Origin of the sequence: Streptomyces sp. NPDC001407, assembly GCF_042895325.1 — a bacterium.
In the GTDB taxonomy this organism is placed as follows: domain Bacteria; phylum Actinomycetota; class Actinomycetes; order Streptomycetales; family Streptomycetaceae; genus Streptomyces.
Map to the genome: position 1 here is coordinate 23,639 of NZ_JBIAWF010000021.1, position 25,804 is coordinate 49,442.

At 72.1% G+C, this 25,804-nt stretch carries 23 protein-coding genes; 11 read left to right on the top strand and 12 right to left on the bottom strand.

Annotated features, from left to right (window positions below):
* Nucleotides 1-46 precede the first annotated feature (46 nt).
* The 9 genes from ACFY1P_RS25655 to ACFY1P_RS25695 all read left to right on the top strand — a co-directional run bounded on the left by ACFY1P_RS25655 (nt 47) and on the right by ACFY1P_RS25695 (nt 10,143).
* Nucleotides 47-994 (top strand): ATP-binding cassette domain-containing protein, encoded by a 948-nt coding sequence (locus tag ACFY1P_RS25655; RefSeq protein WP_361529719.1) that lies wholly within the window; start codon nt 47-49, stop codon nt 992-994.
* Complete coding sequence (locus tag ACFY1P_RS25660) at nt 991-1,773, top strand: ABC transporter permease (RefSeq protein ID WP_361529716.1); 783 nt, start codon at nt 991-993, stop codon at nt 1,771-1,773. The genes ACFY1P_RS25655 and ACFY1P_RS25660 overlap by 4 nt, the downstream gene beginning before the upstream one ends.
* Before the next feature lie 81 nt (nt 1,774-1,854).
* Nucleotides 1,855-2,712 (top strand): metallophosphoesterase, encoded by an 858-nt coding sequence (locus ACFY1P_RS25665; RefSeq protein ID WP_361529734.1) that lies wholly within the window; start codon nt 1,855-1,857, stop codon nt 2,710-2,712.
* Complete coding sequence (locus ACFY1P_RS25670; protein ID WP_390751982.1) at nt 2,709-3,371, top strand: 4'-phosphopantetheinyl transferase; 663 nt, start codon at nt 2,709-2,711, stop codon at nt 3,369-3,371. The genes ACFY1P_RS25665 and ACFY1P_RS25670 overlap by 4 nt, the downstream gene beginning before the upstream one ends.
* Before the next feature lie 653 nt (nt 3,372-4,024).
* Entirely contained in the window at nt 4,025-5,548 is a 1,524-nt protein-coding gene (locus ACFY1P_RS25675; protein ID WP_390751983.1) for an ABC transporter substrate-binding protein, read from the top strand.
* A complete protein-coding gene (locus ACFY1P_RS25680) occupies nt 5,545-6,486 on the top strand; it encodes an ABC transporter permease (RefSeq protein WP_390751984.1) in 942 nt (313 codons plus the stop codon). Before ACFY1P_RS25675 ends, ACFY1P_RS25680 begins: the two co-directional genes overlap by 4 nt.
* Nucleotides 6,486-7,301 carry an ABC transporter permease gene (locus tag ACFY1P_RS25685; protein ID WP_361529707.1) on the top strand — a complete coding sequence of 272 codons (816 nt, stop codon included), beginning with the start codon at nt 6,486-6,488 and terminating at the stop codon, nt 7,299-7,301. Before ACFY1P_RS25680 ends, ACFY1P_RS25685 begins: the two co-directional genes overlap by 1 nt.
* Nucleotides 7,298-9,049 carry a dipeptide ABC transporter ATP-binding protein gene (locus ACFY1P_RS25690; protein WP_390751985.1) on the top strand — a complete coding sequence of 584 codons (1,752 nt, stop codon included), beginning with the start codon at nt 7,298-7,300 and terminating at the stop codon, nt 9,047-9,049. The genes ACFY1P_RS25685 and ACFY1P_RS25690 overlap by 4 nt, the downstream gene beginning before the upstream one ends.
* Before the next feature lie 194 nt (nt 9,050-9,243).
* On the top strand, nt 9,244-10,143 hold the full coding sequence (locus ACFY1P_RS25695; protein ID WP_390751986.1) for a LysR substrate-binding domain-containing protein: 900 nt from the start codon (nt 9,244-9,246) through the stop codon (nt 10,141-10,143).
* Here the strand turns inward: ACFY1P_RS25695 and ACFY1P_RS25700 are convergent.
* From ACFY1P_RS25700 to ACFY1P_RS25715, 4 genes are read right to left on the bottom strand one after another with little or no spacing between them, the layout of a single operon-like run.
* Nucleotides 10,045-11,139, bottom strand: coding sequence for a serine hydrolase domain-containing protein (locus tag ACFY1P_RS25700; RefSeq protein WP_390751987.1), 1,095 nt, complete (start codon nt 11,137-11,139; stop codon nt 10,045-10,047). The two genes, ACFY1P_RS25695 and ACFY1P_RS25700, sit on opposite strands and share 99 nt — an antisense overlap.
* Nucleotides 11,136-12,053 carry a DUF6895 family protein gene (locus ACFY1P_RS25705; RefSeq protein ID WP_361529695.1) on the bottom strand — a complete coding sequence of 306 codons (918 nt, stop codon included), beginning with the start codon at nt 12,051-12,053 and terminating at the stop codon, nt 11,136-11,138. The genes ACFY1P_RS25700 and ACFY1P_RS25705 overlap by 4 nt, the downstream gene beginning before the upstream one ends.
* Entirely contained in the window at nt 12,050-12,793 is a 744-nt protein-coding gene (locus ACFY1P_RS25710) for a hypothetical protein (protein ID WP_361529692.1), read from the bottom strand. Before ACFY1P_RS25710 ends, ACFY1P_RS25705 begins: the two co-directional genes overlap by 4 nt.
* Complete coding sequence (locus ACFY1P_RS25715) at nt 12,790-12,975, bottom strand: hypothetical protein (protein ID WP_361529689.1); 186 nt, start codon at nt 12,973-12,975, stop codon at nt 12,790-12,792. Before ACFY1P_RS25715 ends, ACFY1P_RS25710 begins: the two co-directional genes overlap by 4 nt.
* Before the next feature lie 339 nt (nt 12,976-13,314).
* Here ACFY1P_RS25715 and ACFY1P_RS25720 point away from each other — a divergent pair, with 339 nt between their 5' ends.
* Together ACFY1P_RS25720 and ACFY1P_RS25725 are read left to right on the top strand one after the other, a co-directional pair.
* Nucleotides 13,315-14,523 (top strand): cytochrome P450, encoded by a 1,209-nt coding sequence (locus ACFY1P_RS25720; RefSeq protein ID WP_390751988.1) that lies wholly within the window; start codon nt 13,315-13,317, stop codon nt 14,521-14,523.
* Nucleotides 14,524-14,533: 10 nt separating this feature from the next.
* A complete protein-coding gene (locus tag ACFY1P_RS25725) occupies nt 14,534-15,604 on the top strand; it encodes a type III polyketide synthase (RefSeq protein ID WP_361529683.1) in 1,071 nt (356 codons plus the stop codon).
* Between the two features lie 156 nt (nt 15,605-15,760).
* On the opposite strand, the gene ACFY1P_RS25730 is transcribed toward ACFY1P_RS25725, so the two are convergent.
* The 8 genes from ACFY1P_RS25730 to ACFY1P_RS25765 all read right to left on the bottom strand — a co-directional run bounded on the left by ACFY1P_RS25730 (nt 15,761) and on the right by ACFY1P_RS25765 (nt 25,683).
* Nucleotides 15,761-17,248 carry an ABC transporter substrate-binding protein gene (locus ACFY1P_RS25730; RefSeq protein ID WP_390751989.1) on the bottom strand — a complete coding sequence of 496 codons (1,488 nt, stop codon included), beginning with the start codon at nt 17,246-17,248 and terminating at the stop codon, nt 15,761-15,763.
* On the bottom strand, nt 17,245-18,507 hold the full coding sequence (locus tag ACFY1P_RS25735; protein ID WP_390751990.1) for an acetyl-CoA carboxylase biotin carboxylase subunit family protein: 1,263 nt from the start codon (nt 18,505-18,507) through the stop codon (nt 17,245-17,247). The genes ACFY1P_RS25730 and ACFY1P_RS25735 overlap by 4 nt, the downstream gene beginning before the upstream one ends.
* A 36-nt stretch (nt 18,508-18,543) precedes the next feature.
* Nucleotides 18,544-19,767, bottom strand: coding sequence for an MFS transporter (locus ACFY1P_RS25740; RefSeq protein ID WP_361528831.1), 1,224 nt, complete (start codon nt 19,765-19,767; stop codon nt 18,544-18,546).
* 108 nt (nt 19,768-19,875) lie between these two features.
* Complete coding sequence (locus ACFY1P_RS25745; protein ID WP_390751991.1) at nt 19,876-21,135, bottom strand: ATP-grasp domain-containing protein; 1,260 nt, start codon at nt 21,133-21,135, stop codon at nt 19,876-19,878.
* Nucleotides 21,136-21,237: 102 nt separating this feature from the next.
* Entirely contained in the window at nt 21,238-21,933 is a 696-nt protein-coding gene (locus ACFY1P_RS25750; RefSeq protein WP_361528835.1) for a hypothetical protein, read from the bottom strand.
* Nucleotides 21,934-22,093: 160 nt separating this feature from the next.
* Complete coding sequence (locus ACFY1P_RS25755; RefSeq protein WP_390751992.1) at nt 22,094-23,542, bottom strand: PLP-dependent aminotransferase family protein; 1,449 nt, start codon at nt 23,540-23,542, stop codon at nt 22,094-22,096.
* Nucleotides 23,543-24,085: 543 nt separating this feature from the next.
* Nucleotides 24,086-24,541 carry a TerB family tellurite resistance protein gene (locus ACFY1P_RS25760; protein WP_361528839.1) on the bottom strand — a complete coding sequence of 152 codons (456 nt, stop codon included), beginning with the start codon at nt 24,539-24,541 and terminating at the stop codon, nt 24,086-24,088.
* 113 nt (nt 24,542-24,654) lie between these two features.
* Nucleotides 24,655-25,683, bottom strand: a complete 1,029-nt coding sequence (locus tag ACFY1P_RS25765) for a rod shape-determining protein (RefSeq protein WP_390751993.1) — start codon at nt 25,681-25,683, stop codon at nt 24,655-24,657.
* Nucleotides 25,684-25,804: the final 121 nt, after the last annotated feature.

Sequence of the window (25,804 nt, forward strand, 5' to 3'; positions counted from 1 at the left end):
CGGGGGCCGCTCCCGGCCCCCTTCCCACAGAAGGGAACCGACCGCCATGACGTCTCCTGCGGCGATCACCGCCACGGGCCTGATGAAGTCCTACGGCGACAAAAAGGTGCTCGACGGCCTCGACCTGCACATCGCCGAGGGCACGGTCTTCGCCCTCCTCGGCCCCAACGGCGCGGGCAAGACCACCACCGTGCAGATCCTCTCCACGCTCATCCCCGCCGACGCCGGCGAGGTGCGCGTCGCGGGACACCACCTGACCCGCGAAGCGGACGCCGTGCGCGCCGCGATCGGCGTCACCGGCCAGTTCTCCGCCGTGGACAACCTGCTGACCGCCGAGGAGAACCTGACCCTCATGGCGGACCTGCACCACCTGGACCGCCGCGAAGGGCGGCGCCGCGCCGCCGGACTGCTGCGCCGCTTCGACCTGACCGACGTGGCGAAGAAGCCCGCGAGCACCTGCTCGGGCGGCATGCGGCGCAAGCTCGACCTCGCCATGACGCTGGTCGGCGCCCCGCGCGTGATCTTCCTCGACGAGCCGACCACCGGCCTCGACCCGCGCAGCCGCCGCACGATGTGGGAGATCATCCGCGGCCTGGTCGCCGACGAGGGCGTCACCATCTTCCTGACGACGCAGTATCTGGAGGAGGCCGACCAACTCGCCGACCGCATCGCCGTCCTGGACCACGGGCGGCTGGTCGCCGAGGGCACCGCGGAAGAGCTGAAGCGCCGGATCCCCGGCGGCCACATCCAGCTGCGGTTCGCCGACCTGGGCGTACTCGACGCGGCGGCCACCCGCTTCGGCGCGGGGACGCGCGACGAGGAGACGCTCACCCTGCGCGTCCCCAGCGACGGCAGCGTCCTCACGCTGCGCGCCGTCCTCGACATCCTCGAGGCCGCCTCGATCGAGGCGGAATCGCTCACGATGCACACCCCCGACCTCGACGACGTCTTCCTCACCCTGACCGGCAACTCCGCCGAGGAGGCGGTCCGATGACCACGATGTCCTACGCCGTCAGCGACTCGATGACGATGCTGCGGCGCAACCTCAAGCACGCCCTGCGCTACCCCACCATGACGGTCTCGGTCATCGCGATGCCCGTGGTCATGCTGCTGCTCTTCACCTACGTCTTCGGCGGCGCCCTCGGCAACGGCGTAGGCGGCTCCGCCGGAAGCACCGCGTACATCGACTACGTCGCCCCCGGGATCATCCTGATGGCCGCGACGTCCGGGGCCCTGGCCACGGCGGTCGGGGTGTCCGTCGACATGACCGAGGGCATCGTCAACCGCTTCCGCACGATGGCGATTTCCCGCGCGTCGTTCCTGACCGGACACGTCGTCGGCAGCGTGATCCAGACACTGGTCAGCATCGCGGCCGTCGTCGGGGTCGCGCTGCTCATGGGCTTCCGCCCGAGCGCGGGGCCGGCCGAGTGGCTCGCGGCAGCGGGGCTCCTCACGCTGCTCACGTTCGCGCTCACCTGGCTGTCGGCCGCGATCGGCCTGGTCGCCAGGAACCCCGAGTCGGCCAGCAACATCCCCCTGCCGTTCCAGTTCCTCCCCTTCGTGGGCAGCGCCATCGTCCCGCCGGAGTCCATGCCCACGGGGCTGCGCTGGTTCGCCGAGTACCAGCCGTTCACGCCGGTCATCGAGACGCTGCGTGGCCTGCTGATGGGCACGTCCATAGGCAGCAGCGGGATCGCGGCCGTCGCGTGGTGCCTCGGTCTGACGGCGGCCGGCTACTGGTGGGCGCGTTCGGTGTTCCGCCGGGCGAAGTGACCCGGAGGGGTGGAAAGGGCCGTGAACACTTCCTTCCGGACGGATGATCGATTAGTTTCGGTGACCGGGGAGGACATCACGGTGCCCAACGGAAGCTTGCTCGCGGTCAGTGACCTGCACGTCGTCTACAAGGAAAATCGCTCTCTCGTCGAACAGCTGCGGCCGAGATCGGACGACGACTGGCTGATCGTCGCCGGTGACGTCGCCGAGAAGTACGCCGACATCGAGTGGGCCCTCGGCCTCCTCGCCGACCGCTTCGCCAAGGTCGTCTGGGCGCCGGGGAACCACGAGCTGTGGACCCACCCCAAGGACCCCGTCGACCTGCGCGGCGAGAAGCGCTATCTGCACCTCGTGGAGCTGTGCCGGAGCCTGGGCATCGCCACCCCGGAGGACCCCTATCCGGTCTGGCGGGGCGAGGGCGGCCCGGTGGCCGTGGCCCCCCTCTTCGTGCTCTACGACTACTCCTTCCGCGTGCCGGGCGCCCACTCCAAGGAGGAGTCGCTGCGCCGCGCGTACGAGGCGGGAGTGGTCTGCGCCGACGAGCACTTCCTGCACCCGGACCCCTATCCGGGGCGCGACGACTGGTGCCGGGCGCGCGTGGAGTACACGGAGGGCAGGCTCGCCGCCGTCGACCCCGCCCACCGGACGGTCCTCATCAACCACTGGCCGCTGCTGCGGCACCCCACGGAGATCCTGCGCTACCCCGACTTCGCCCAGTGGTGCGGCACCGAGCTGACCGCCGACTGGCACCGAAGGTTCCGCGCGGCGGCCGTGGTCTACGGCCACCTGCACATCCCCCGCGTCACCTGGCACGACGGAGTCCGCTTCGAGGAGGTCTCGGTCGGCTATCCCCGCGAGTGGCGCCCGCGCCCCCCGCGCGAACCCCTGCGGCAGATCCTGCCCCGCCCGGCCGGCGAGCGGCGAGGAGCGTCCTGGTGATCGAGCGCATCCTGCCGCACGCGACGGTCGCGGAGGAGGACTTCGGCCCGCTGCCCGCCGACGTCTCCCACCTCCTCCTCCCCGAGGAGGCAGCCCACGTGGTGCGCGCGGTGCCCAAGCGGAAGGGCGAGTTCGCGACCGTACGGGTCTGCGCGCGCAAGGCGCTGGGCCGGCTCGGCCTGGCCCCCGGGCCCCTGCTCCCCAACCGGCGCGGCGCGCCCGGCTGGCCCGCCGGTGTGGTCGGCAGCATGACGCACTGCGAGGGCTATCGCGCCGCCGTCGTGGCGCGGTCGGCCGACGCGGTCTCCATAGGCATCGACGCCGAACCGGACGCTCCGCTGCCCAACGGCGTGCTCGACGCGATATCCCTTCCGGCCGAGCGTGCACAACTGTCCGAACTGGCCGCGCTGCGGCCGGAGGTGTCCTGGGACCGGATGCTCTTCAGCGCGAAGGAGAGCGTCTTCAAGACGTGGTATCCCCTCACCGCCCAGGAACTCGACTTCAGCGAGGCGGAGCTCTCCTTCGACGCGGCGGGTGGCACGTTCTCGGCGCGCCTGCTGGTGCCGGGGCCGGTGGTCGGGGGGATCCGCTTGGACGGCTTCAGGGGGCGGTGGCTGGCGGCGGACGGTCTGGTCGTGACGGCGATCGCTCTGGGGTAGCGCGGCGCTTGCCCCACCCCTCCCCTTCCCGACTGCATCTGATGTGCGGCTCCGCCGCGGTGCCGGTTGGCGCCTGCGGCGCTTTGTTCCCCACCCCGCCCCTTCCCGAGACTGGGGCGCGTGCCCCAGGCCCCCGGCTGCGGGCCGGTTCGCCGCCTGCGGCGGGAGCTCCCCCAGCTACCGCTGGGAGGTGCCCCCAGCGTGCGCGTCCTCAAACGCCGGACGGGCTGAATGTGCGGACCGTACCCCATTCCTGCGGCCCGCAGGCTTACGAGCCACGGTCCGTGAATTCCAGCCCGTCCGGCGTTTGAGGACACCGCGCGAAGCGCGGTCAGGGGTCTGGGGCGGAGCCCCCCACGCGGCGGAGCCCCCCACGCGGCGGAGCCGCGCATCAGACGCAGCCGGGAAGGGGCGGGGCAGGGGAACAGCCCGCCGCAGGCGACCACGCGCCCGCAGGCGACAACCCGCCACCCCCACACGCAAGTTGCCCCACTCGCGTGAACTCGATCACCTCCGCCCCAGACCCATGGCGTGCCCCACCACGCCATGGAATCGTTCCCCCCGAGGGCCACCGATTCCAAGTCCGTGCGGAGACAGTGCGACCGGCGCCGCGCCGGCGTCGAGTCGACGACCGGCACAGCGACGGAGAAACAGTGACCAGGTCGAAGCGATTGTCCGTCCTCGTGGCCGGCTCGGCCCTGCTCGGGGGCGTGCTGGCCGGATGCGGTTCCGGGGGCGGATCGTCCGCTTCCGGCGCCGCCGACACCCTGTCCGTGGGGCTCATCGCCGAGCCCGCGAGCCTGGACTTCACCACCACCGACGGCGCGGCCATTCCCCAGGCCATGCTGGGCAGCGTCTACGAAGGGCTGGTCCGCCTCGACCAGCAGGGCAGGATCCAGCCGCAGCTCGCCGAGCGGTACGAGCGTTCCGACGACGGCCGGACGTACACCTTCCACCTCCGCCAGGGCGTGAAGTTCACCAATGGCGCCGACTTCACCGCCGATGACGTCGTGTTCTCGATCGACCGCGTCAAGAAGGACTGGAAGCTGAAGATCGCCCGCCAGATGGACGTGGTCGACAAGGCGGAGAAGACCGACGACCACACCGTCAAGGTCACCCTCGGCCGCCCCAGCAACGGCTGGCTGTTCTCGATGACCGAGCGCGTCGGCGCGATGTTCAGCCGCACCGGGGTGAGCGACCTCGCCAACCACCCTGTGGGCACCGGCCCGTTCGAGCTCGGCGAGCGCCGCCGGGGCGAGCGCATCGTCCTCGACCGCAACGCCTCCTACTGGGGCACCAAACCTCAGCTGAGCAAGGTGACCCTGAAGTATTTCAAGGACGCCGGGGCGATGAGCAACGCCATGCTCACCCACGGCGTCGACGTCCTCGGCACGGTCCAGGCCCCCGAGTCGCTCTCCCGCTTCGCCGACACCAACCGCTTCCAGACCATCGAGGGCACCTCCACCGGCGAGGTGGTCCTGTCGATGAACAACGCCCGCGAGCCGTTCAAGGACAAGCGCGTCCGGCAGGCCGTCCGCTACGCCATCGACCACAAGGCGCTCGTCGACACCGCCCGCTTTGGCCACGGCAAGCTCATCGGCACCATGGCCACCCCCACCGACCCCTGGTACGAGGACCTCACCGGCCGCTACCCGTACGACCCGGCCAAGGCGAGGCAGCTGCTGAAGGACGCGGGCGCGGAGGGGCGGAGCCTGCGGCTGCGGGTGCCCAATCTGCCGTACGCCGTCTCCGCCGCGCAGGTCGTGAAGTCCCAGCTCGACCAGGTCGGGCTGAAGGCGGCGATCGAGCCGCTGGAGTTCCCCGCGCGCTGGCTGTCGGAGGTCTTCACCAAGGGCGACTACGACATGTCGATCATCGACCACGCCGAGCCGCGCGACCTGTGGACCTTCGCCGACAGCGGCTACTACTTCCACTACGACAACCCCGAGTTCGGCAAGCTCCTCAAGGAGGGCGACGCCGGGAAGCCGGCGGACGAGACCGCCCGCTACCGCGAGGCGGCACGGCTGCTGTCCGACGACGCGGCCGCCGACTGGCTCTATCTGATGCCCAATCTGATGGTGGCCGACAAGAACCTCACCGGCCTGCCCGTCAACCAGGTCGGCGAGGGCTTCGAGCTCACCGGCGTCCGCTGGGCCAAGAGCGGCGCCGAGAAGTGAGGCTGCTGCTGCGCAAGTTCGCCTCGCTGCTGATCAGCGCGGTGATAGCGAGCTTCGTGGTCTTCGCCTTCCTGACCGCGCTGCCGGGCGACCCCGCCGAGGTGGCCCTCGGCACCAACGCCATCCCCGACGCGGTGGCGGCGCTGCGGCACGAGTTCGGCACCGACCGGCCCCTGGCCGCGCAGTACCTCGACTGGGCACAGGGGCTGCTGCACGGCGACTTCGGCACCTCCTACGTCACCCACGACCTCATCGGCCCCCGGATCACCGACCGCCTGGGCGTCACCTGCTGGCTGGCCCTGGGCGGCATGGCCGTGGCCGTCGTCCTCGCGCTGCCGGCGGGGGTGCTGGCCGCCGCCTGGCACCGCAAGGCCGCCGGGACGCTGCTGTCCGCGCTCAGCCAGGCCGGCATCGCCGTACCGGCCTTCCTCGCGGGCATCCTCCTCGTCTACGTCTTCGCCGTCCGCGCCGGTGCCCTGCCCGCAGGGGGATACACGCCGTTCGCCGAGGACCCCGGGGAATGGGCCCGCCACCTCGTCCTGCCGTGCCTGTCGCTCGGCCTGGTGCAGGGCGCCGTCCTCACCCGCTACGTACGCTCCGCCGTGCTGACCGTCCTGCACCAGGACTTCCTGCGCACCGCCCGCGCCAAGGGCAGGCGCCGCCGCGCCGCCCTGTGGCGGCACGGCTTGCCCAACGCGGCCGTCCCCGTGCTCACCGTGCTCGGCCTCCAGCTGAGCACGGTGCTCGTCGGAGCCGTCGTCGTGGAGCGCGTCTTCGTCGTCCCCGGCCTCGGCGACCTGCTCCTCCAGGGCGTGGCCGACCGCGACCTGCTGCTCGTGCAGGGCGTGGTGATCGTCCTCGTGGTGGCGGTGCTCGTGGTGAACGTCGTCACCGACCTGCTCTACCACCTGCTCGACCCCAGGCTGCGGAGCCGCTGATGAGACACCGTGCCACGCTCACGGCCGGCGGCGCCCTGGTCGCCCTCGTCCTGGCCGCCGCGCTGCTCTCCCTGCTGTGGACCCCTTACGACCCCCTGCACGTCGACGCGGCCCACCGGCTGGCACCGCCCGGCGGCGAACACCTGCTGGGCACCGACCAGTTCGGCAGGGACGTCGCCAGCCGGCTGATGACCGGGGCCCGCACCACCGTCTTCGTCGGGGTGGTGGCCGTCGGCTTCGCGGCGGTGCTCGGGGTGCCGATGGGCGTCGCCGCCGGGATGTCCGGCGGGGCCCTCGGCGCACTGGTGATGCGGGTGAGCGACTTCCTGCTGGCCTTCCCCGCGCTGCTGCTGGCCATCATGCTGGCCGCCGTCCACGGCACCAGCACGCTCACCGCGATGACCGCCATCGGCATCGCCTCGGCGCCCGGCTTCGCCCGGGTGAGCCGGGCGGCCACGCTGCGCGTGATGGCCGCCGAGTACATCGACGCGGCCCGGATCGCCCGGCGCACCCGTACGGCCATCGCCTGGCGGCACGTGCTGCCGAACATCCGGGACGTCGTCATCGTGCAGGTGTCCGTCGCCTTCGCCACCGCCGTGCTCGCCGAGGCGGCCCTGTCCTACCTGGGCCTCGGCACCCCGCCGCCCACGCCTTCCTGGGGACGCATGCTGCTGGATTCCCAGGAGCTGCTGTTCTCGAAGCCGGAGCTGTGCCTGTGGCCCGGGCTCGCCGTCGCCGCCGCCGTCCTCGGCCTCAACCTCTTCGGCGACGGGCTGCGGGACCGCTTCGACCCCACGCTCGAAGGAGTCCGATGACCACCGCGCCCCTGCTGGAGGTCACCGGGCTGGGCGTGACCGCGGGCGGCGTGCCGCTCGTGCGCGACATCACCTTCTCCCTCGCACGCGGCGAACGCCTCGGCATCATCGGCGAGTCCGGCTCCGGCAAGACCCTCACCGCCCTCGCCCTGCTCGGCCTCCTCGACGACGGACTGCGGGCCACCGGCGGCGCCCGGCTCGACGGCGTGCCCTTCGACCTCGTGGGCGCCTCCGACCGCGACCTGTCGACCGTACGGGGCAAGCTCGCCGGAATGGTCTTCCAGGAGCCGATGACCGCCCTCAACCCCGTGATGCGCGTCGGCCCGCAGATCGCCGAGACCCTGCGGCTGCACGGGACCCGCAGGGAGCGCGCCGCCGCGCGGGACACGACCGTCGGCCTCCTGGAACGGCTGCGGCTGCCCGACCCCGCCCGCACCGCACGCGCCTACCCCCACCAGCTCTCCGGCGGCCAGCGGCAGCGCGGCGTGCTGGGCATCGCCCTCGCCAACGACCCGGCCCTGCTGATCTGCGACGAACCGACCACCGCCCTCGACGTCACCGTGCAGAAGGACATCGTCGAGGTGATCACCGGCCTGTCCGAGGAGCGCGGCACGGCGGTGCTCTACATCAGCCACGACCTCGCGCTCGTCGGCTCGGTGTGCCACCGGGTGCTCGTGATGTACGGAGGGCGCGTCGTGGAGAGCGGCCCCGTGCGGCGGGTGCTGTCCCGCCCGGCACACCCGTATACCGAGGCACTCCTCGCCGCCTGCGACCTCTCGCCCGGCGCCCGCCCGCGGTCGATCCCCGGCACCGTGCCCGCGCCCGGTGCGCTGCCGGAAGGCTGCGTCTTCCGGGACCGCTGCGTGTACGCGGACGACGCGTGCGCCGTACGCCCCGAGCCCGTCGCCGTCGCGGCGGGCGGCACCGTCGCCTGCTGGTACCCCCGGACCGGCGGCGCCCCGGCCGGGGCCGTACCGCCGCGGCGGGAGGCGCCCCGGGAGGCCGGCCGGGTGCTGCTCACCGCCCGGGGCCTGACCCGCCGCTACGCCCTCCCGCGCGCCCACCCCTTCGCGTCGCGCGCCCACGTCACCGCGCTGGAGGACGTCGGCCTGGAACTGCGCGCCGGACGGCGGCTCGGCGTCGTCGGGGAGTCGGGCTCCGGGAAGACGACGCTGCTGCGCCTGCTCGCCGGGCTGGACCGGCCGACGTCGGGCACGGTGGACGGCGCGGGCCGGGAGGGCCTCCAGGTCGTCTTCCAGGACCCCATGGGCTCGCTCGACCCACGGATGCGCGTACGGGACATCGTCGCGGAGCCCCTGCGCGGCGCCGCCTCCGCCGGGCGGGTCGCGGAACTGCTCGCCGCGGTGGGCCTGCGCGAGGACGCGGCGGGCCGCTACCCCCACCAGTTCTCGGGCGGCCAGCGCCAGCGCGTCGCCATCGCCCGCGCACTCGCCCCGGAGCCCTCCGTGCTGCTGGCCGACGAACCGGTCAGCGCGCTCGACGTGTCGGTGCGGGCACAGATCCTCGACGTGCTGAGGACGGTGACACAGGAGCGGGGGATGGGTCTGTGCGTGGTGTCGCACGACCTCGGCGTGATCCGGTACCTGTGCGACGACGTGCTCGTGATGAGGCGGGGCCGCGTGGTGGAGAGCGGCACTGTCGACTCCGTCTGGAACGACCCGAAGCACGCGTACACGCAGCAACTGCTGCGCGCGGTACCGGTGCTGGGGCGGGACTCCTCCGGCTGAGAACGGACCGGGGAAGCCGCAAGCGGAACGGTCGGCACCCGGTCGCGGTACGTCGCGCCGCCTCCGCGCATGCTCGGAGCCGAAAGGCCGCTCCCAGGTTGCCGCCGTCGCCCCAGATGATGTCGCCACATCAGTCACCCAGTCAATCCTAAGAGTTGCCCCTACACACCCAAGAAAACCCTTAGGGTCGAACCATGACACTCGACGACCTGAAGGTGTTCGTCATGGTGTGTGAGGCCCGCAACCTCAGCGCCGTGGCCCGGGAGATGAACTGCACGCAGTCGGCGGTGAGCCAGCACGTGCGCCGCCTGGAGAAGGAGGTCGGCCTCCCGCTGATGGAGCGCCGGCCGCGCGGCGTCGTGCCCACTCCGGCCGGCCGCGTCCTGCGGCGTGCCGCCTCGGACAGCCTCACCGCGCTGTCCGAAGGACTGCGGCTGCTCGACGAGCTGCGTACGGGCCGCGGCGGCGGGGTCGTCATCGCCACCGGTGCCACGACGATCCGGAACTTCCTGGGCCCGGCCATCAAGGACTTCAGCCGCGCGTTCCCGGAGGTGGGACTGGAGTTCCACACCGAGCGGTCCAGCGGCCGCTGCCTGGACGTGCTGCGGGCCGGTTCCGTCGACCTCGCCTGGGTGACCATCGCCCCCGAGGACGACGCCCAGGGCGTCGAACAGCGGCCGGTCGTCAGCCTGGACTGGGTGCTGGCCGTGCGGCCCGACGACCCGCTCGCACGGGAGACCGCTCTGCGCGCCGAGGACCTGGCCCGGACGCGGCTCATCCGGCCGCCGGCCGGGACGAGTTCGGGCCGGCAGGTGGAGCACTATCTGGGCGAGCACGGCCTCCCGGCGCGCGCCACCACGACCCGGGCCACCGACTGGGACACCGCGCTGCTCCTCGCCGAGCTCGGGCTCGGGCACGCGCTGATACCGGCGGTGCCGGGGCTGTTCGGCCAGTCCGGCGACGGCGTCCGGCTGATCCCCGTCAGCGGCATCCCGTCACTGGACGTGGGCTGGGCCGCCCGGCAGTGGTCGGCTCTCTCGCCCTCCGCCCGGGAGTTCGCGGACACCGTCACCCGGCACATCGCCGACGTCTGACCCGTCCAGGGCGCACAGCGCCCCGTACGCGGCCTGCACGAAGGGCGCCAGCGGGGTCGGCGACGTGTCGGCCAGGGCCGCGATCGCGCAGCCGGAGCGGGGCAGGAAACCGGCGAAGGCGGTGAACCCCCGTGTGCCGCCGGAGTGATGGAGCAGCGGGCGGCCGCCGCGCGGGCGCAGGTTCCACACGAGGCAGACGCGATGGCCCGTGCGGGGCAGGGCCAGCCGGGGGCGCTGTACGTCGGCGAGCGCGGTGCGGAGGGTGGGCGGCATGCCGGATGGTCCGGCGTGCCCGGGGTCGAGCAGGGCCAGCAGGACGCGGAGCAGGTCGCGGGCGCTGGAGCGCAGGGCACCCGCGGCCGGCAGCCCGGGGACGAGCCAGGGCGGCCGGGGCCTGCGGTGCCAGTGGCCGGTGGCCTGCGGGCGGTACGGGTCGCAGTCGGTGTCGGACAGGCCGAGCGGAGCGAGGACGCGCTCGGTGAGGAGCTCGGCGTAGTCCCTGCCCGCGGCACGCGCCAGGACGTGACCCAGCAGCCCCACACCGTAGTTGGAGTAGCGCACCCGGGTGCCGGGGGCGTGGTGCAGCCGGGTGCGGGGGAGGGCGGCCATCAGGTCGGCGGAGGTGAAGGCGGCGTAGGGATTGCTGAACCAGGCGGCGCGCGCCTCCCGGCCGATCAGCCCCGGTGGCAGCCGGGGCAGCCCCGAGGTGTGGGTGGCCAGGTGGAGCAGGGTGATCGGGGGGCCCAGTACGGCGTGCGGCAGATAGCGGTCGACGGGGTCGTCGTAGCGCACCTCCCCGCGGGCGGCGAGCTCGGCGAGCAGCAGTGCCGTGAACGTCTTGGTCAGCGAGCCGACTTCGAAGCGTGTGCCGGGTTCGGCGGGCCCCCGGCACAGCACCGCGCACTCCTCGCCGCGCACCGCCGCGACGGCCACGGCGTGTGCGCCGTCGGCGGCGCCCAACAGGGGCGTGAGAGTGCGGTCGAGCGCCTTGCTCACGGCTCGCGCGCCGCGCGGGCGAGCGCGATGGAGCCCGCGACGGCGGTGACCACCACGGTGTGCTGGTGGTCCTTGAACCGCTGGTGGGGGTCGTCGTCGACGGGGTCGGCGTCCCGGGGCACGAAACCGTCCTCGTGCTGGAGTGCGGCGATGGCTTCCCAGTCCGAGGGCTCGCAGTAGGGCTCGTCCAGGGAGGCGCCGACGATGAGCAGCTCCGCGACCAGATCCCACTGTCCGACCTCGCGCCAGATGTCGATCCACACCGGCAGCCAGGTCCGTACGTACGCGGTGAGGTCCGGCGGCAGGCCGTGCGGGCGGCCTCCCCAGTCGGTGAGGTGGAAGACGGTGTGGGTCATCGCGTAGGCGGTGATCCAGTTGATCGCCCAGGGCTCCGGGGTGGACCCCAGCCAGGTGGCGCGGGCGAGCGCCGCCCAGTCGGCGTCGTGGTCGAGCCCGGCGACGCGGGCGGCGTTGGCGACGGCGAGCCGGCGGTTGGGCAGCAGCTCGACGCCGTCCACCGAGCGCAGCCGGGCGCGGTGGGCCAGCAGCCGGTCGAGCTCGGCGTGGCGGTAGCCGCAGCGGACGAAGGGCGCGTACATCTCCAGCGGGTCGGTCATCAGGGTGTGCCGGAGCTGGCGCTCGTAGAGCATGTCGCCCTCGCGCAGCTGCTTCCAGGTGAAGTCCATCAGGGCTTGGGCCGCCACCAGTTGGCCCGCGCCGGCCACGCCGTCGCGCAGCAGGATGGACGCGGCGAGGGTGGTCTCGCCGAGGGGTTTGTAGACGCTGTCGGGGTCGGCGATCGTCTCCGTGGTGCCTTCCGGGAGGGCACCGTGCGCGCGGTTGGCGTGCAGCCAGGACAGGGCCCGGTCCGCCATGCCGCGGGCCGCCGTGGCCACCGCCTCCGGAACCGTCATGTCCCTACCTCCTGCGTGCCCTGGTGGTGCCGTCCTTCGAGCAGGTGGCGCGCGACGGCCAGGTCCAGGGCCGTCCGCGGGCTCTCGCCGCCCAGCAGCCGTACGTGTTCGAGCGCGAGCAGCGGTTCCAGCGGGAGCGGGACGCCCTCGTGGGCGAGCCACGCCAGCCAGCGGATGAGGCGCACCGCCGTGGGGAAGTCGCGGCGCAGGACGGAGCGGGTGACGCCCCGGGAGAGCGGCAGGGCCGCGCCGCGGGCGGCCTCGTGCACCGGCCCGTCGAGGCCGGGGGTGGCGAGAGTGGCCAGCTGGGCCATGCGCACGGACCAGCGCTGCCAGTCCGCGGTGTCGGCGAGCGCGGCGTCGCCCTCGGGCTGCGCGGCGTCCACCCGCCAGGTGCCGTTCCCGCCGAGTCGGGCCAGCAGTTGTGCCGTCGCCCAGTCGCGCCAGGCGGCGGTCCGCTCGTCCACGGGGGCCGTGGGCCCGGTGCCCGGCAGCGGGAACGCCTCGAAGGAGCGCGCCACCGCGGCCGCGTCCTCGGCGTGGAAGGCCGCGTCGGTCAGGACGTACGGGGAGAAGGTGTCCGCCCCGATCACCCGGATCGCGGCGAGGGCCGCCAGGGCGTCGGGGGCACTGTCGATGTGGCGGGCGACGAGCGCCGTGTCCTTGGCGCCCCGGAGGGCACCAAGGACACGGATCGCCAGATCATCGGCCGCCGCGGCGAAATCCGCCCGCGAGCTCACTTGCCCTTCGGCTCCTTCGGCTCCTTGGGGGACAGGAGGAGCAGCGCGAGCAGGAAGCCGGCCGCCTCGGGTGCGGGGAGTGGCGGATCGCTGACCGTGGCCTCAGGTTCCACCATCAGCGTGCCGATGGCGGCCGCCTCGGAGGGGGTTGCGACGAGTCGGAGCGTTTCTTGAGCGAGCATGAGCGTCTCCTTGCAGCGAAATGTCATCACTTGTCCAGTGATGCCGGATTCGACTGTAAAAGCATCCGTGGGCATCCGCAGCTCGAGAGCAACCGGAAGGGGCAAACGGGGGACCCGGTGGGGTGCCCCCGGGAAACCCTTCATTGCAGGCGAAAAGGGAAGCGGCGAAGTAAAGGGGAAAAAGATGGTGGAGAGGGGGATGTTGCCGGTGATTCCCTGAGAAATCAATCATCCGGGTGAATCGCGGGGGCTTGTGTGTGGCGTGCTGACCATTGCGGCATGGTCTGAAAATAGGCTGGCGCGCCATCGGCGGGGCCCTGGGCAAATGGGAGTGCTGCGATGACCACTTCGGACTCCGTGCGAAGCTGTCCCTTCCGACATGACGAGGCTCTGGAGCCGGACCCCTTCATGACGCGGATGCGGACGGAGGCCCCCGTCGTCCGGGTGCGCATGCCGTACGGCGAGGGCCGGTGCTGGCTGGTCACGAGTTACGACCACGTGCAGACGGTCACCTCGGACAGACGCTTCAGCCGGGCCGCGCTGGTCGGGATGGACTTCCCGCGGATCACCCCGGCGCCCATCGTCCAGGCCGAGGCGATCAACGTCATGGATCCTCCCGACCTCAACCGCGTGCGCAAGCTCATCGTCAAGGCATTCACCACCAAGCAGGTGGAGGAGCTCAGACCCTGGACCCAGAAGACGGTCGACACCCTGCTGGACGGCATGGAGGCGCACGGCGCCCCGGCCGATGTCGCCGACCACCTCGCGGGCCGCCTCCCGCTGATGACGATCTGCGAGCTGCTCGACATCCCCGAGAAGGACCGCAAGCAGCTGCGTGCCTGGGCGATGGCCATGATGTCCATGGCCGCCGCCGACAAGGCCTCCGCGGCCGAGGCGAAGGCCGGCCTGCGGGCCTATTTCGGCGAGCTCGGCAAGGAGCGGCGGCGCAACCCCGGTGACGACCTGATCAGTTCACTCGCCACCGCGCGCATCGGCGACGAGATGCTCGACGAGAACGAGCTGGCCGTGCTCGCCATGCTGCTGGTCGTCACCGGCCACGACACCACCACCTACGACATCAGCAACATCATCTACACCCTGCTCACTCACCCCAAGCACCTCCTCCAGCTGCGGGAGCGGCCCGAGCTCCTGCCGCAGGCCATCGAGGAGCTGCTGAGGTTCATCCCGTTCCGTCAGGGTGTGGGCATCCCACGGGTGGCCCTGGAGGACGTCGACCTCGACGGGGTGACCATCGAGGCGGGCGACACGGTCCACGTGTCGTATCTGACCGCCAACCGCGACGAGATGATCTACGAACACCCCGACGAGCTGGACTTCGAGCGCAAGGACCCCGCGGTCCACATGGCCTTCGGATACGGCAGTCACCACTGCCTGGGTTCCCACATGGCCCGCATGGTGCTCCAGGTCTCCATCGGCACCCTGCTCAACCGTTTTCCCGAACTGCGGCTGGCCGTACCGGCGGAGGAGGTGCAGTGGAACACCGTCTCGATCTGGCGTTATCCGCTCGCCCTGCCGGTCGCCTGGTAAGGAGCGGATCATGGCAACTCTGTGCAGGCCGTCCATCGCCGTCCCCGACTACGTCATCACCCGGGAACAAACCCTGGAACTGGCGCGCACGCTGCACGCCGACCACCCCCAGCTGGGCCTCGCCCTGCGGCTGATCGGCAACACCGGCGTGCAGACCCGGCACCTGGTGCAGCCCATCGAGGACACCCTCAAACACCCCGGCTTCACCGCCCGCAACGCCCTCTACGAGATCGAGGCCAAGTCCCGCGTGCCCGACGTGATCCGGCAGGCCCTGGACCACGCCGAGCTCACCACCCGGGACATCGACCTCATCGTCTACGTCTCGTGCACCGGCTTCATGATGCCGTCGATGACCGCCTGGATCATCAACACCATGGACTTCCGGTCCGAGACCCGGCAGCTGCCCATCGCCCAGCTCGGCTGCGCCGCGGGGGGCGCGGCCATCAACCGCGCCCATGACTTCTGCACGGCCTATCCGGCGTCGAACGTGCTGATCGTCTCCTGCGAGTTCTGCTCGCTCTGCTACCAGCCGACCGACCTCGGCGTCGGCAACCTCCTGTCCAACGGCCTCTTCGGCGACGCCCTCGCGGCGGCCGTCGTCCGGGGCGAGGGCGGCGACGGCGTCCGGCTGGAGCGCAACGGCTCCCACCTGGTGCCCGACACCGAGGACTGGATCTCCTACGGCGTCCGCGACACCGGCTTCCACTTCATGCTCGACAAGCGGGTGCCCGGCACGATGGCCATGCTCGCCCCCGCGATGCGGGCCATGGCCGAGCCGTACGACTGGGACATGTCCGGCCTCGACTTCTACATCGTCCACGCCGGCGGCCCCAGAATCCTGGACGACCTCTGCACCTACCTCGACCTCCCCCCGGAGATGTTCCGCTACAGCCGTGCCACGCTCACGGAGCGGGGCAACATCGCCTCCGCGGTCATCTTCGACGCGCTGGAGCGGCTGTTCCAGGACGGCGGGGCGGAGGACGGCGCGCGGGGGGTCATCGCGGGGTTCGGCCCGGGGATCACGGCGGAGATCGCCCTGGGGACGTGGGCGAGGTCGGAGGCGCCGGTCTCGGTGGCGTGAGGACGGCTCCGCCTGCGGCGGGAGCGCCCTGCGGGCGCGTCCTCAAACGCCGGACGGGCTGATTTCAGCCCGTCCGGCGTTTGAGGACACCGCGCGAAGCGCGGTCCGGGGTCTGGGGCAGCGCCCCAGTTTCGGGAAGGGGCGGGGCTGGGGAAATCACACCGCCATCCCCCGAAGGACCGGCTCCCCGAACACATCGTTCACCGCCCCCCGCGAAGCAACCCGCTCGCCCACCAGGTGATACAACGCCCCTTCCCACAAAGGAAACACCGGCAACGAAGAAAGAAGCAGACGCTCCGCCTCCCGATACACCCGCACACGGGAAGCCGCGTCAGCCACCCCCCGCCCCCGCGCGAGCAACCGCTCGACCGCACCCTCCCCGTAGCCCACGAACCGCAGCAGCGGAGCCACCGCGCTGTCCGCCGACAGATAGTCGACCTGCCAGTTCAGCCGGAACGGCCCGTCCGAGCGCGGAAGTTCGGACAGGAAAGAGGACCGCTCGGCCGGCACGGCCGCAGCCGGGATGCCCAGCCCCGCCCCCACCCCAGCCGCAAGATCCGCGGCCCACCCCTCGTGCCCCTGCCCCGCCGGATAGCGGAAGACGAAGCGCGAGGGCGGCGCGGCGCCCCGTGAGGCGAGGAGGCGGCGCGCCCCGGCGGGGTCGTAGGGGATGACGTCCGGGAGCGGGCCCGACGGGTCCAGGACCGGTGGCAGGAGCCGGTGGGCCACCGGGCGCGTGTCCGCGAAGTGCGTGCGGCCGATCGCCGAGCGGTCCACGCACATGGCCACCGCCCGCCGCACCACCGGATCGTCGTAGGGCGCGACGGCCGTGGGGAAGGCGAGGAAGGTGACCATGGGGTTGGGTGTGACGCGGAAGCGCGGACCGCCCTCACGTGCCGCCGCTTCGATCACGGTCGGCGGCACCTCGGTCACGTCGACCTCGCCCCGCAGGAACTCCTCGTGCCCCGTGGCCAGATCGGCGTCCGTACGGAAGGTGATCCGCGCGGACTGCCCGGCTCCGCCGGCCGGGTGCGCGGCGTTGGCGGCGTAGTAGCCGTCGAACCGCTCGACCGTCAGGTCCTCGCCCGGCCGCCAGGGCTCCGTCAGGCGGTACGGGCCGTTGCTGACCGGGTGCAGGGCGAACCCGGCGGGGTCCGCCTCGGCCAGTTCGGCGGGCACGGGCGCGGTCGCCCGGTGGCTGAAGACGGCCGCGATGTCGTGGAAGGGCCCGGTCAGCCGGATCTCCAGCAGCAGCCTCCCGAGGACGCGCACCCCGCTGAGCCGCGCGCTCCGGCCCGCCCGCACGTCGTCGTACCCCTCCACCACTGCGAGGTGTCCGGCCAGTTCGGAGCCGGTCTGCGGGGCGGCCACGCGGGAGAGCGCGTAGCGGTAGTCCTCGGCGGTCACCTCGCGCCCGTGGTGGAAGCGCACGCCGGGGCGGAGCGTGAAGCGTACGGAGAGCCCGTCCGGCGCCACCTGCCAGCTGCTCGCGGCGGCGGGGGCGAGCCGGCCGGTGGCCGGGTCGCAGTCCACGAGGGGGTCGGCGATGACGCCCGCGATCAGCGCGCCGTCGTGTTCGAAGGCGGTGCCGGGGTCGATCGCGGACGGCATGCCGAGGCGGACCCGCAGGGTGCCGTCGCTCATTGGGCCACGGCGGGGGTCACGGCCGTGGTCTCCAGCCGGTAGCGGGCGATGCCCTCCAGCACCGCGCGGCGCACGGTCGCCTCGTCGGGCCCGCGCAGCAGGAAGCGGCCGCCCGCGTGGTCGTAGCCGCCCTCGCCGTCGAAGACCTGCCCGGGGGCCGGGAGCGCCTCGCCGTAGAACTCGGGTATCGCCTCGACCAGGGAGTTGCGGCTGACGAGGCGCTGCGGCCACGGCCTCGGCTCGGGGAAGACCAGCCAGCCGCCGCCGACCCCGGGGCCGGGGTGGGTGAGCTCGGCCGGCGGGGTCATCGGGGGCAGGCCGACCGCCGCGCGCACGGACTCGGCGTAGAGGTCGATGCCGAAGATGTCGCGGTGGAGGAACGGCACTCCGGCCCCGCCCGGCCGCAGACCCACCTCCAGGAACACGTGCTCACCCGCGGAGTCGACGATCACCTCCAGGTGGAACGGGCCGTCCCACAGCTCCAGGGCGTCCAGGCAGTCCGCGGCGAAGCCCAGCAGCGCGTCGCGCCGCGGGCCCGGGTCGATGAGCACCGAGCCGAGCGGCAGGCCACGGGTGAAGTCCAGGCAGGTGTTGACGTACGCGGAGGCGGTGGCGAAGTGGAAGCGTCCGTCGCGGCGGATTCCGTCCACGTGGTGGATGGCGCCCTCGACGTACTCCTCCGCCTCGTAGCCGTCGCGGTCGACGGTCTCCAGGGCCTCCTCCAGCTCGCGCTCGGCGCGCACGAGCAGCACGCCCTTGGCCGAGGCGCCGTCGCGCGGCTTGAGGATCAGCGGCAGGCCGAGCTCGTCGGCGAGGGACTCGGCATGCGAACCGAGGTCCAGCGCACGGTACTTCGGCGCGCGCACCCCGGCCATCCGGATCCAGCGCTTCATCCGCGTCTTGTCGCGGAACCGCAGGACGTACTCCGTCTTCCGGCCCGGCGCGTCCAGCGCCTCCCGCAGCCGGGCGGCGGTGATCAGGTCGAACTCCGACAGCCCGATGATCCCGGCGAGCGGGCCGTGCGCCTCGACGATGCGGCGGGCGACGGGCAGCAGCGTCTCGTACGCCATGTCCTCGACCACGGCGGTCTCGACGGCGCCGTCCCGGTCGAGGGGCGCGAGGGCGTCGGCGGTGGCCAGATAGGCCAGCCGGAAGCTGCCGGGCGGCACGAAGCGGTGGTACTCGCCGAATTCGTCGTCGAACCGGTTGAGGACGAGGAGCAGCGGGGCAGTGTCCTGCCCGGATGACTGTGCGTTCACGGTGGCGTTCCCCAAGTGGTGGTGTCCGGCGTTCGGTCAGTGGTCCCAGCGGATCAGGGCGGGCAGGGCGATCAGGGTGACGAGCAGGGAGAGGGTGCCTCCGACGAGCCAGGGGGAGACCAGGCCGAAGGAGTTGGCGACGAAGCCGCCGACGAGCGAGCCGAGCGGCATGGCACCCCAGGTGAGCATGCGGGCGGCGCCCGACACCCGGCCGAGCAGTTCGGCGGGGACCAGCCTCTGGCGTACGGACTGCACCACCACGACCCACAGGGAGACGCTGACGGAGAAGACGGTGAACAGCGCCACGACGGTGACCGGGCTGCGGCCCACCAGGCCGATCGCGAGCCACATCAGCGAGCAGGCGGTCTGCGCCCCGATGGCCGTCAGCCGGGGGCCGACGCGGGCGACGACGCGGCCGCCGACCATCCCGCCGATGACCCCGCCGATCGCCATGGCCGCCAGCAGGACGCCGTAGCCGCGGTCGCCCACGTGCAGCTCGTCGTGGGCGAACAGCACGAGCGTCGACAGCGCCATCGCCTCGCAGAACATCGCCGCGCCCGCGACCAGAGACAGCGTGCGCAGCAGCCGGTGGCGCAGCAGCCAGCGCAGCCCCGCGGCGATCTCGGCGGACAGCTTCTGACCGTCCGCCGGGCGCGGCTCCCGGGCGGGGGTGCGGATGCGCTGGATGAGCAGGACGGACAGGGCGAAGGTGAGGCTGTTCAGCCAGAACGGCAGCGGCGCGGCGAACGCGAACAGGGCCGCGCCGAGCGGCGGTCCGGCGAACTCGCGGGCCACCGTCTCGCTCGCCACCAGCCTGCCGTTGGCCCGCTCCAGATGGCGTTCCGGCACGACGGCGGCGATGACGGTCTGACTGGCCGTGGTGAACAGCACCTCGGCGGAGGCCACGCCGAACGGCAGCAGGAACAGCATCCAGATCCGCGTGAGGCCGCTGGAGACGAGGACGGCGATGACCGCCACCAGCAGCGCCTGCGCGATCTGTGCGCCGAGCATGATCCGCCGCCGGTCCATCCGGTCCACGAGCGCCCCGCCGACCACCGACAGCAGCAGCCAGGGCAGGGTGGACGCGAAGGCGACGCCGGAGATCAGCCGCGGGTCGTCGGTGAGGCTCTTGGCGGCCAGCGGCAAGGCGGCGACGAGTGCGCCGTCACCGAGCGGCGCGATGAGACTGGCGGACCACAGATAGCCGAAGTCTCTGCCTATTCGGTTGTCCTGGGCGGGCGGGGAGGTGATCTGTTCCAAGGGTTGTCGTCCTCGGGCCGGTCCCTGACGCGGCTGCGCCGCGTGCTGCGGGGGTCTGGGGGCTTGCCCCCAGTTTCGGGAAGGGGCGGGTAGGGGAAAAACCCCCGGTCAAGCGAGCCGCACCAGATCCCCGATCGCCTCCCAACGCGCCAGCGCCTCGCTGTACGACTCCGCTTGGAAGATGACATGTCCCAGCAAGGACCGGAAGTCCTCCGCAGGCGGAACCTCCGCCCCGTGCTCGTAATAGAGCGAGACGTCCAGGACATCATCCGAAGCGGACAACTCCTCCAGCCCCACCAGCCCGTTGAAGGCCCGCACCCCCTCCTCCGCCACAAAGCACCGCACTGCCGCGCACTTCGCCCGCGGCGCCGAGAAGACGCCCAGTTCGGCCGGGTCGAGCCCGGCGTACGAGGCGAGCATGACGCGGGCCAGGGAGACGCCCGTGACGAGCTCCACGAGCTGGGGAATGGAATGTCCGGCGAGGCGGGCGCCTGTCTCGATCAGTACGGGATCGCCCTCGGGCAGGCGGAGTTCGCAGTGGAAGGGGCCCAGCGTGACGCCCAGCGCCCGGCAGACGTCGGTGACGTACGCCTCGACGGCGGCCCGCACGGGCGGCTCCAGCTCATGCTGGACGATCATGCCGAGTTCCACGAAGTACGGCTCGGCGCCGAGGAGTTTGGAGGTGACGGAGACGATGACGACCTGGCCGTCGAGCACATACCCCTCCACGCTGACCTCCGGCCCGGCGACGTACTCCTCCAGGAGCACGGGCCCGTCGAGGCCGCGGCCCAGGTCGGTGCGCGGGTCGGTGCGTATCCAGTCGTACGCCCGGTGCAGCTCACGCGCGTTCTCCACGCGGGTGACGTGCACGCTGCCGGCCGAGCGGGTCGGTTTGAGGACGGCGGGGAAGCCGACGTGGGCGGCGGCCGCGTCCAGGCCGGCGGCGTCGGACGCCTCGGCGTAGCGCGGCACCCGCAGCCCGGCGGCCCGCGCCCGGTCGCGCATGACCGCCTTGTCCCGGAGCGCCTCCACGTCGGCCACGGGCAGGCCGCGCAGCCCCAGCCGGCCGGCGAGCCGTGCGGCCGTGCCGACGTAGAACTCGAAGCCGGGCACGATGCCCGCGAACGGCCGCTCGCGATGCAGCTCCGCCACCCTGTCGTAGAGCGCCGGCTCGTCGTTGGTGTCCACCACGACGAGTTCGTCGATGTGCTCGCGCAACGGGTCGGGAATGCGCCGGTCGTCGCGGTCGTAGGAGGCGACGACGAGCTCGAAGCCGAGCGCGCGGGCCTCCACGAGCAGTTGATTTCCGGACGACATGGGCTCGACGACCAGAATGCGGTTACGGGTTCGGGGCAGCGGTTCGGTCATTGCAGTGGCTCTCCGGGACATCGGTGGCGGCGGCCCGCAACGGGACGGGCCGCCGCTGTGCGTTCACTGGTCGGAGCAGCGGTGCCGGTGTGTGGGCCGCGATCAGGCGGAAACGGCCTCACGGGCGCCCACGGTGACCTCGTAGAGCTCGGCGAAGTAATCCCCGATGAGGTCGATGAAGGTGGTGAGGTAGACCTCCGCCTTTTCCGGCGTGCTGAAGTTCTCCACCGCGCGGGACACGGTACGGAACATCAGCTCGTCGTGGTCGTGCTGCTCGTCGAAGGCGATGTGCGCCTGTGTGCCGTGCACGTATTCCTTGCCGAATTCCTCGGCGGCCTTGTCGGTGATGACCGGGTTGTAGCGGTCGGAGTACCACTCGACGAACCAGTCCCAGATGGTGGTGGGCGCCGGACCCGCGTGGTCGGCCTCCAGCCGCAGGTAGCCCATCAGCTTGGCGGTCGAGGTGAGCACCGGGGTGGCGTCCAGCTGCTCGATGGTCAGACCGAACTTCTGGAGGTCGCGGGTGAACATGTTCTCGTGCCCGAATTCCTCGGCCAGATAGCGGGCCAGCTTCGCGGCCAGCTGGTCGTCCTGGGAACCGACCTTGTAGAGGGCGTAGCTGTCCACCTCGTTGTTGAGGCGGATCCGCAGCACCGTCTCGGTGATGTGGCGGATGTAGTAGTCCCGGTCGATCCACTCGCCGCGGTGCAGCTCACGCATCTTCGGGACGCGCTTGAACTGCTTCTCCAGCAGCTCCGCGGCAAGGGATTCAAGGCGGTCACGATCGAGTTTCGGCATGCTTCTTTACAGCCTTTCGAGGGTGATTCCACCGGGCGGCAGGAAAAGCCGGGCCCAGGGTCATCGCTGGAAGAGGGAAAGGGCCGTGCAGAATTTCTTTTACCAGTATGAAACACGGGTGGTGCGCTTCAAATAGCCAATTGGCAAGGCTTGGCCTGCCTTAGACGAAGGCCGGGCTCCGGTTCTCCGTGCGCTCGGCGGCACCGGTCCCCGTGGTCTCCACGACCTCGTCGAAGGCGCGGGTCAGCCGCCGGACCCCGTCCCGCAGCGCGTGCTCGTCGAGCGTGAACGGCAGCCGCAGCCTGCGGTCGAAGGTGCCGCCGGTGCCGAACCTCGGGCCGCTCAGCAGATGAACGCGGTGCCGTTCGGCGGCGGTTGCCAGCGCGCTGCTCACGGGCGCGCCCAGGTCGACCCACAAGGTGGTCCCGCCGCCCGGGGTCGTATACCGCCAGCTGGGCAGGTGCCGGTCGAGAGCCGATGTCAGGGTCGCGCGTCCCGCCCGGAGTGCCGCCCTCCGCTCGGCCAGCAGCCCGTCCGCCGAGGCCAGCAGCCGGGCGGCGAGCACCTGGTCAGGAACCGAACACGTCGTCCCCAGGCCGCTGTTGATCACCGCGAGCCGGTGGACCGTCGACGCCGCCGCGCGGATCCATCCGACCCGTACGCCGTCCCCGGTCACCGCCCGCGCGGAGTCGATCAGTGCCACCGTGCCCTCGGGGGCGTGCGCGGCGAGCGACTCGGGCATCGCGCCGTCGTCCAGCCACAGTCCGGCCGCGCTCTCGTCGGCGACCAGGAGCGTGCCGGTGCGCAGCGCGGTCCGCACCAGGAGGCGGCGCTCCTCGGCCTGCATCACATGCCCGGTCGGCTGCTGGAAATCGGGGGTCAGCAGCGCCAGTTGGGGCCTGGCCTGGTGCAGTGCGGCGCTGAAGAGCTCGATGTGCCAGCCGTTCGCCCCCAGGCCCACGGGCCACGGGCGGGCACCGTGCAGCCAGATCGCGTCCATGACGTGCGGCGCGGCGGGGGATTCGATGAGGACGCGCTGCGCCGGCCGGACCCGGAGCCGCAGCAGCAGCTGCCAGCCGTGCCCGGCCCCTTGGGTGATCAGGATCTGCGCGGGTGACGTGGGCAGTCCGCGCGCGGTGTAGTGGTCCGCCACTGCCTGCCGTAAACCCGGCAGCCCGTACGGCTCGTGGCTCCGCTCGGTGAACGCCCTGGCCACGTCCGGGGCGATGGCGTCGAGCGCCTGGCCGAGGCGTTCCTGGGGTACGGGCAGGAGGTCGGAGGCGAAGTCGGCCGCCCAGTCGGTGGCGGGCCGGCACCACTGCGCGGCGGGCCCGGGCGAGGCCGTCTCGGGGCCGTCCGCCGCCGGCTCGGGCAGCGCGATCACGGTGCCGGAACCGCGGGCGCTGCGCAGCCGCCCCTCGGCGCGCAGCATGTCGTACGCCTTGGTGACGGTGGTGCGGCTGATGCCGAGCTGCTCGGCGAGGGCCCGTTCGGGGGGCACCCGGGTGTCCGGGGACAGCTGCCCCTCACGGATGAGGATCCGTACGCGCTGCGCCAGCGCGTCGTACGCGGGACCGCGCGAACGCCAGTCACCCAGGAGACGTCCCATCTGCCCCGGGTTCATCACGTGCAATATCTCTGCCACTGTGTGCCATTCGGAAGAGGCCGGCACGTCCGGTGCGGGCGTCCGAGATCCTTCGGCCTGCCCACCGGAACGCACGGGGAATGTCCCGCTGGCCGGGTTCGGCAGCAGGTGGAGCCTGGCGAATGGGGCTGTCGGCACACAGCAGAGCCGGATAGTGGCGTGGGGGGCGGCCCTGCCGGTGCGGTGACGGAGCGTCGAAGGCAGCGGCGGAACCGGTACGGCGACCAGAACTCGGTCTGATGCGAGCGCGCGCAGGACGCGGCTCACAACTCCTCTTTGACTCCCCCGTCATGCGCACATGCTCAACAGGGGCGCGGCGGAGTGTCAAGGGTTTCTTCGCGCTCGCGGCGGACGTCCGCGCGGGGGAGTGACGGGGGAGTGACGGGCGAGTGGCGCACTGGCGCCTGCGACGTGCGGTGCGGTGCGGCGCGGCGCCGCCGCACGGTGTGTCTCCACGGTGCGGCGGCGCCCGGTGGGTGCGCCAGTGGGTGTGAACTACAGCGTGGACTACAGGTCGAACTCGGCCGGGTTGATGCCCACCGCGAAGCACGCCTCGCGGACGACGGCCTGCTCGTCCTTGTCGAAGTCGCCGTCGGCGCCGCCGATGACGATGCCGATCTGGATGACCGCCCGCGCCTCCGTCGGCTTCTTCTGGACCTTCCCGATCGTCTGCAGGATGCTGACCTTGCCGAAGTCGAAGTCGGCCGTCAACTTCTGGCAGTAGTCGTTGAAGCGGGCCTGGAGGTCGTCCGCCGGGAAGTTCTGGAGGACGTCGTTGGTGGCGATCAGCGAGGCGACGCGCTGCCGCTCGGAGGCGTCGATCGAGCCGTCGGCCGCGGCCACCAGCGCGCACATCGCCATGCTCGCGTCGCGGAACGCCCCGCTCTTGAGGTCGTTCTTCTTCGCCACCAGCTGACCCTGCATCGTTGCGGCGGAGTCCTTGAGCCGGTCCCAGAGCGCCATCTGTGTCTCTCCTCGTGAAAATCAGGGGTGCACAGACGGAACGGACCCAAAGGTAAAGAAGTTCCCAAGGGGGCGGGTGGGGGCCGGGGACGAGGGGAGGTCTCGGGCCCGGGTCAGGTGGCCATCGGGTCGAGGTGCAGCGGCCGGACCCGGCCCTCCAGCATCGCGCCGAGCCCCATCACCGCGCAGGTGTCGGGGTGTTCGGCGATCCGCACCGTCATCCCCGTGGCGTCCGCGATCATCCGGTCCAGGCCCGGCAGGACCGCGCTGCCGCCGGCGAGCATCACGCCGCGATCGGCGAGGTCGGCGACGAGATCCGGTGGGCAGTCGCGCAGCACGCGCCCGATGGCGTCCAGCACGCCGGTCAGCGGGGTGTGGATCGCCTCGCGGACGTGCTCGGTGCTCACCATGACCGTGCGGGACAGGCCCGTGGCCACGTCGCGGCCGCGTACCTCCGCGCCCTCCTCCATCGGGTCCGCGCACAGCGCGCGCTGCAACGGCGCCAGCCCCTGCGTGGGCAGCATCAGCTCGTGCCTGCTGCGCAGGTGCTGGACCACGGCGTAATCGATGGCGTCGCCGCCCACCAGCACCTTCTCCGCCGCCACGATCGCGCCCAGCGAGAGGACGGCCACCTGCGTGGACGCCGCCCCGCAGACCACGATCATCGTCGCCTCGGGCTGCTCGACCGGCAGCCCGCACCCGACGGCCGCCGCGATGAGCGTGTCCACCAGCTCGACCCGGCGCGCGCCCAGGCCCGTCAGCGTCTCGGTCGCGGCCCGCTGCGCGAGCGGCTCCGCGTCGTGCGGCAGGCAGACCGCCGCGCGCAGCAGCGGCTTGCGCCGCCAGGCCCGGCGGATCTTGTCGCTGACGAGGAAGCGGAGCATGCGCTGCGCCATGTCGATGTCCACGACCGTGCCGCCGGAGATGGGCCGTACGACCCGGATGTGGTGCGGCGTGCGCCCCGCCATGCCTTCCGCCAGGGCGCCCACCGCGATCAGGGAACCCGTGCGGGTGTTCACCGCCGCGATGCTCGGCTCGTCCACGATCAGCCCGGTGTCCCGGACGTAGAGCCGGGTACGGGCGGCCCCGAGGTCGACGGCCACGGTGCAACGGCGCAGCTGCTCAAGGCTGTGAGGGGTCAAGGCGGATCCTTCCCGAAGACGGCGACGGACCCGGGGGCCCACGGTCCATCGTGGGGTGCGTCTTGGGGTGCGGCGCTCTGGATTGGGCCGCATGGTTGACGGGGGGTCAGGGTGGGCCACT

Bases quoted from the DNA above. Each gene is read 5' to 3' on its own strand.
- ACFY1P_RS25655 (WP_361529719.1), top strand. From the start codon at position 47: ATGACGTCTCCTGCGGCGATCACCGCCACGGGCCTGATGAAGTCCTAC.
- ACFY1P_RS25660 (WP_361529716.1), top strand. From the start codon at position 991: ATGACCACGATGTCCTACGCCGTCAGCGACTCGATGACGATGCTGCGG.
- ACFY1P_RS25685 (WP_361529707.1), top strand. From the start codon at position 6,486: ATGAGACACCGTGCCACGCTCACGGCCGGCGGCGCCCTGGTCGCCCTC.
- ACFY1P_RS25690 (WP_390751985.1), top strand. From the start codon at position 7,298: ATGACCACCGCGCCCCTGCTGGAGGTCACCGGGCTGGGCGTGACCGCG.
- ACFY1P_RS25695 (WP_390751986.1), top strand. From the start codon at position 9,244: ATGACACTCGACGACCTGAAGGTGTTCGTCATGGTGTGTGAGGCCCGC.
- ACFY1P_RS25705 (WP_361529695.1), bottom strand. From the start codon at position 12,053: ATGACGGTTCCGGAGGCGGTGGCCACGGCGGCCCGCGGCATGGCGGAC.
- ACFY1P_RS25715 (WP_361529689.1), bottom strand. From the start codon at position 12,975: ATGCTCGCTCAAGAAACGCTCCGACTCGTCGCAACCCCCTCCGAGGCG.
- ACFY1P_RS25720 (WP_390751988.1), top strand. From the start codon at position 13,315: ATGACCACTTCGGACTCCGTGCGAAGCTGTCCCTTCCGACATGACGAG.
- ACFY1P_RS25725 (WP_361529683.1), top strand. From the start codon at position 14,534: ATGGCAACTCTGTGCAGGCCGTCCATCGCCGTCCCCGACTACGTCATC.
- ACFY1P_RS25730 (WP_390751989.1), bottom strand. From the start codon at position 17,248: ATGAGCGACGGCACCCTGCGGGTCCGCCTCGGCATGCCGTCCGCGATC.
- ACFY1P_RS25745 (WP_390751991.1), bottom strand. From the start codon at position 21,135: ATGACCGAACCGCTGCCCCGAACCCGTAACCGCATTCTGGTCGTCGAG.
- ACFY1P_RS25750 (WP_361528835.1), bottom strand. From the start codon at position 21,933: ATGCCGAAACTCGATCGTGACCGCCTTGAATCCCTTGCCGCGGAGCTG.
- ACFY1P_RS25755 (WP_390751992.1), bottom strand. From the start codon at position 23,542: ATGGGACGTCTCCTGGGTGACTGGCGTTCGCGCGGTCCCGCGTACGAC.
- ACFY1P_RS25760 (WP_361528839.1), bottom strand. From the start codon at position 24,541: ATGGCGCTCTGGGACCGGCTCAAGGACTCCGCCGCAACGATGCAGGGT.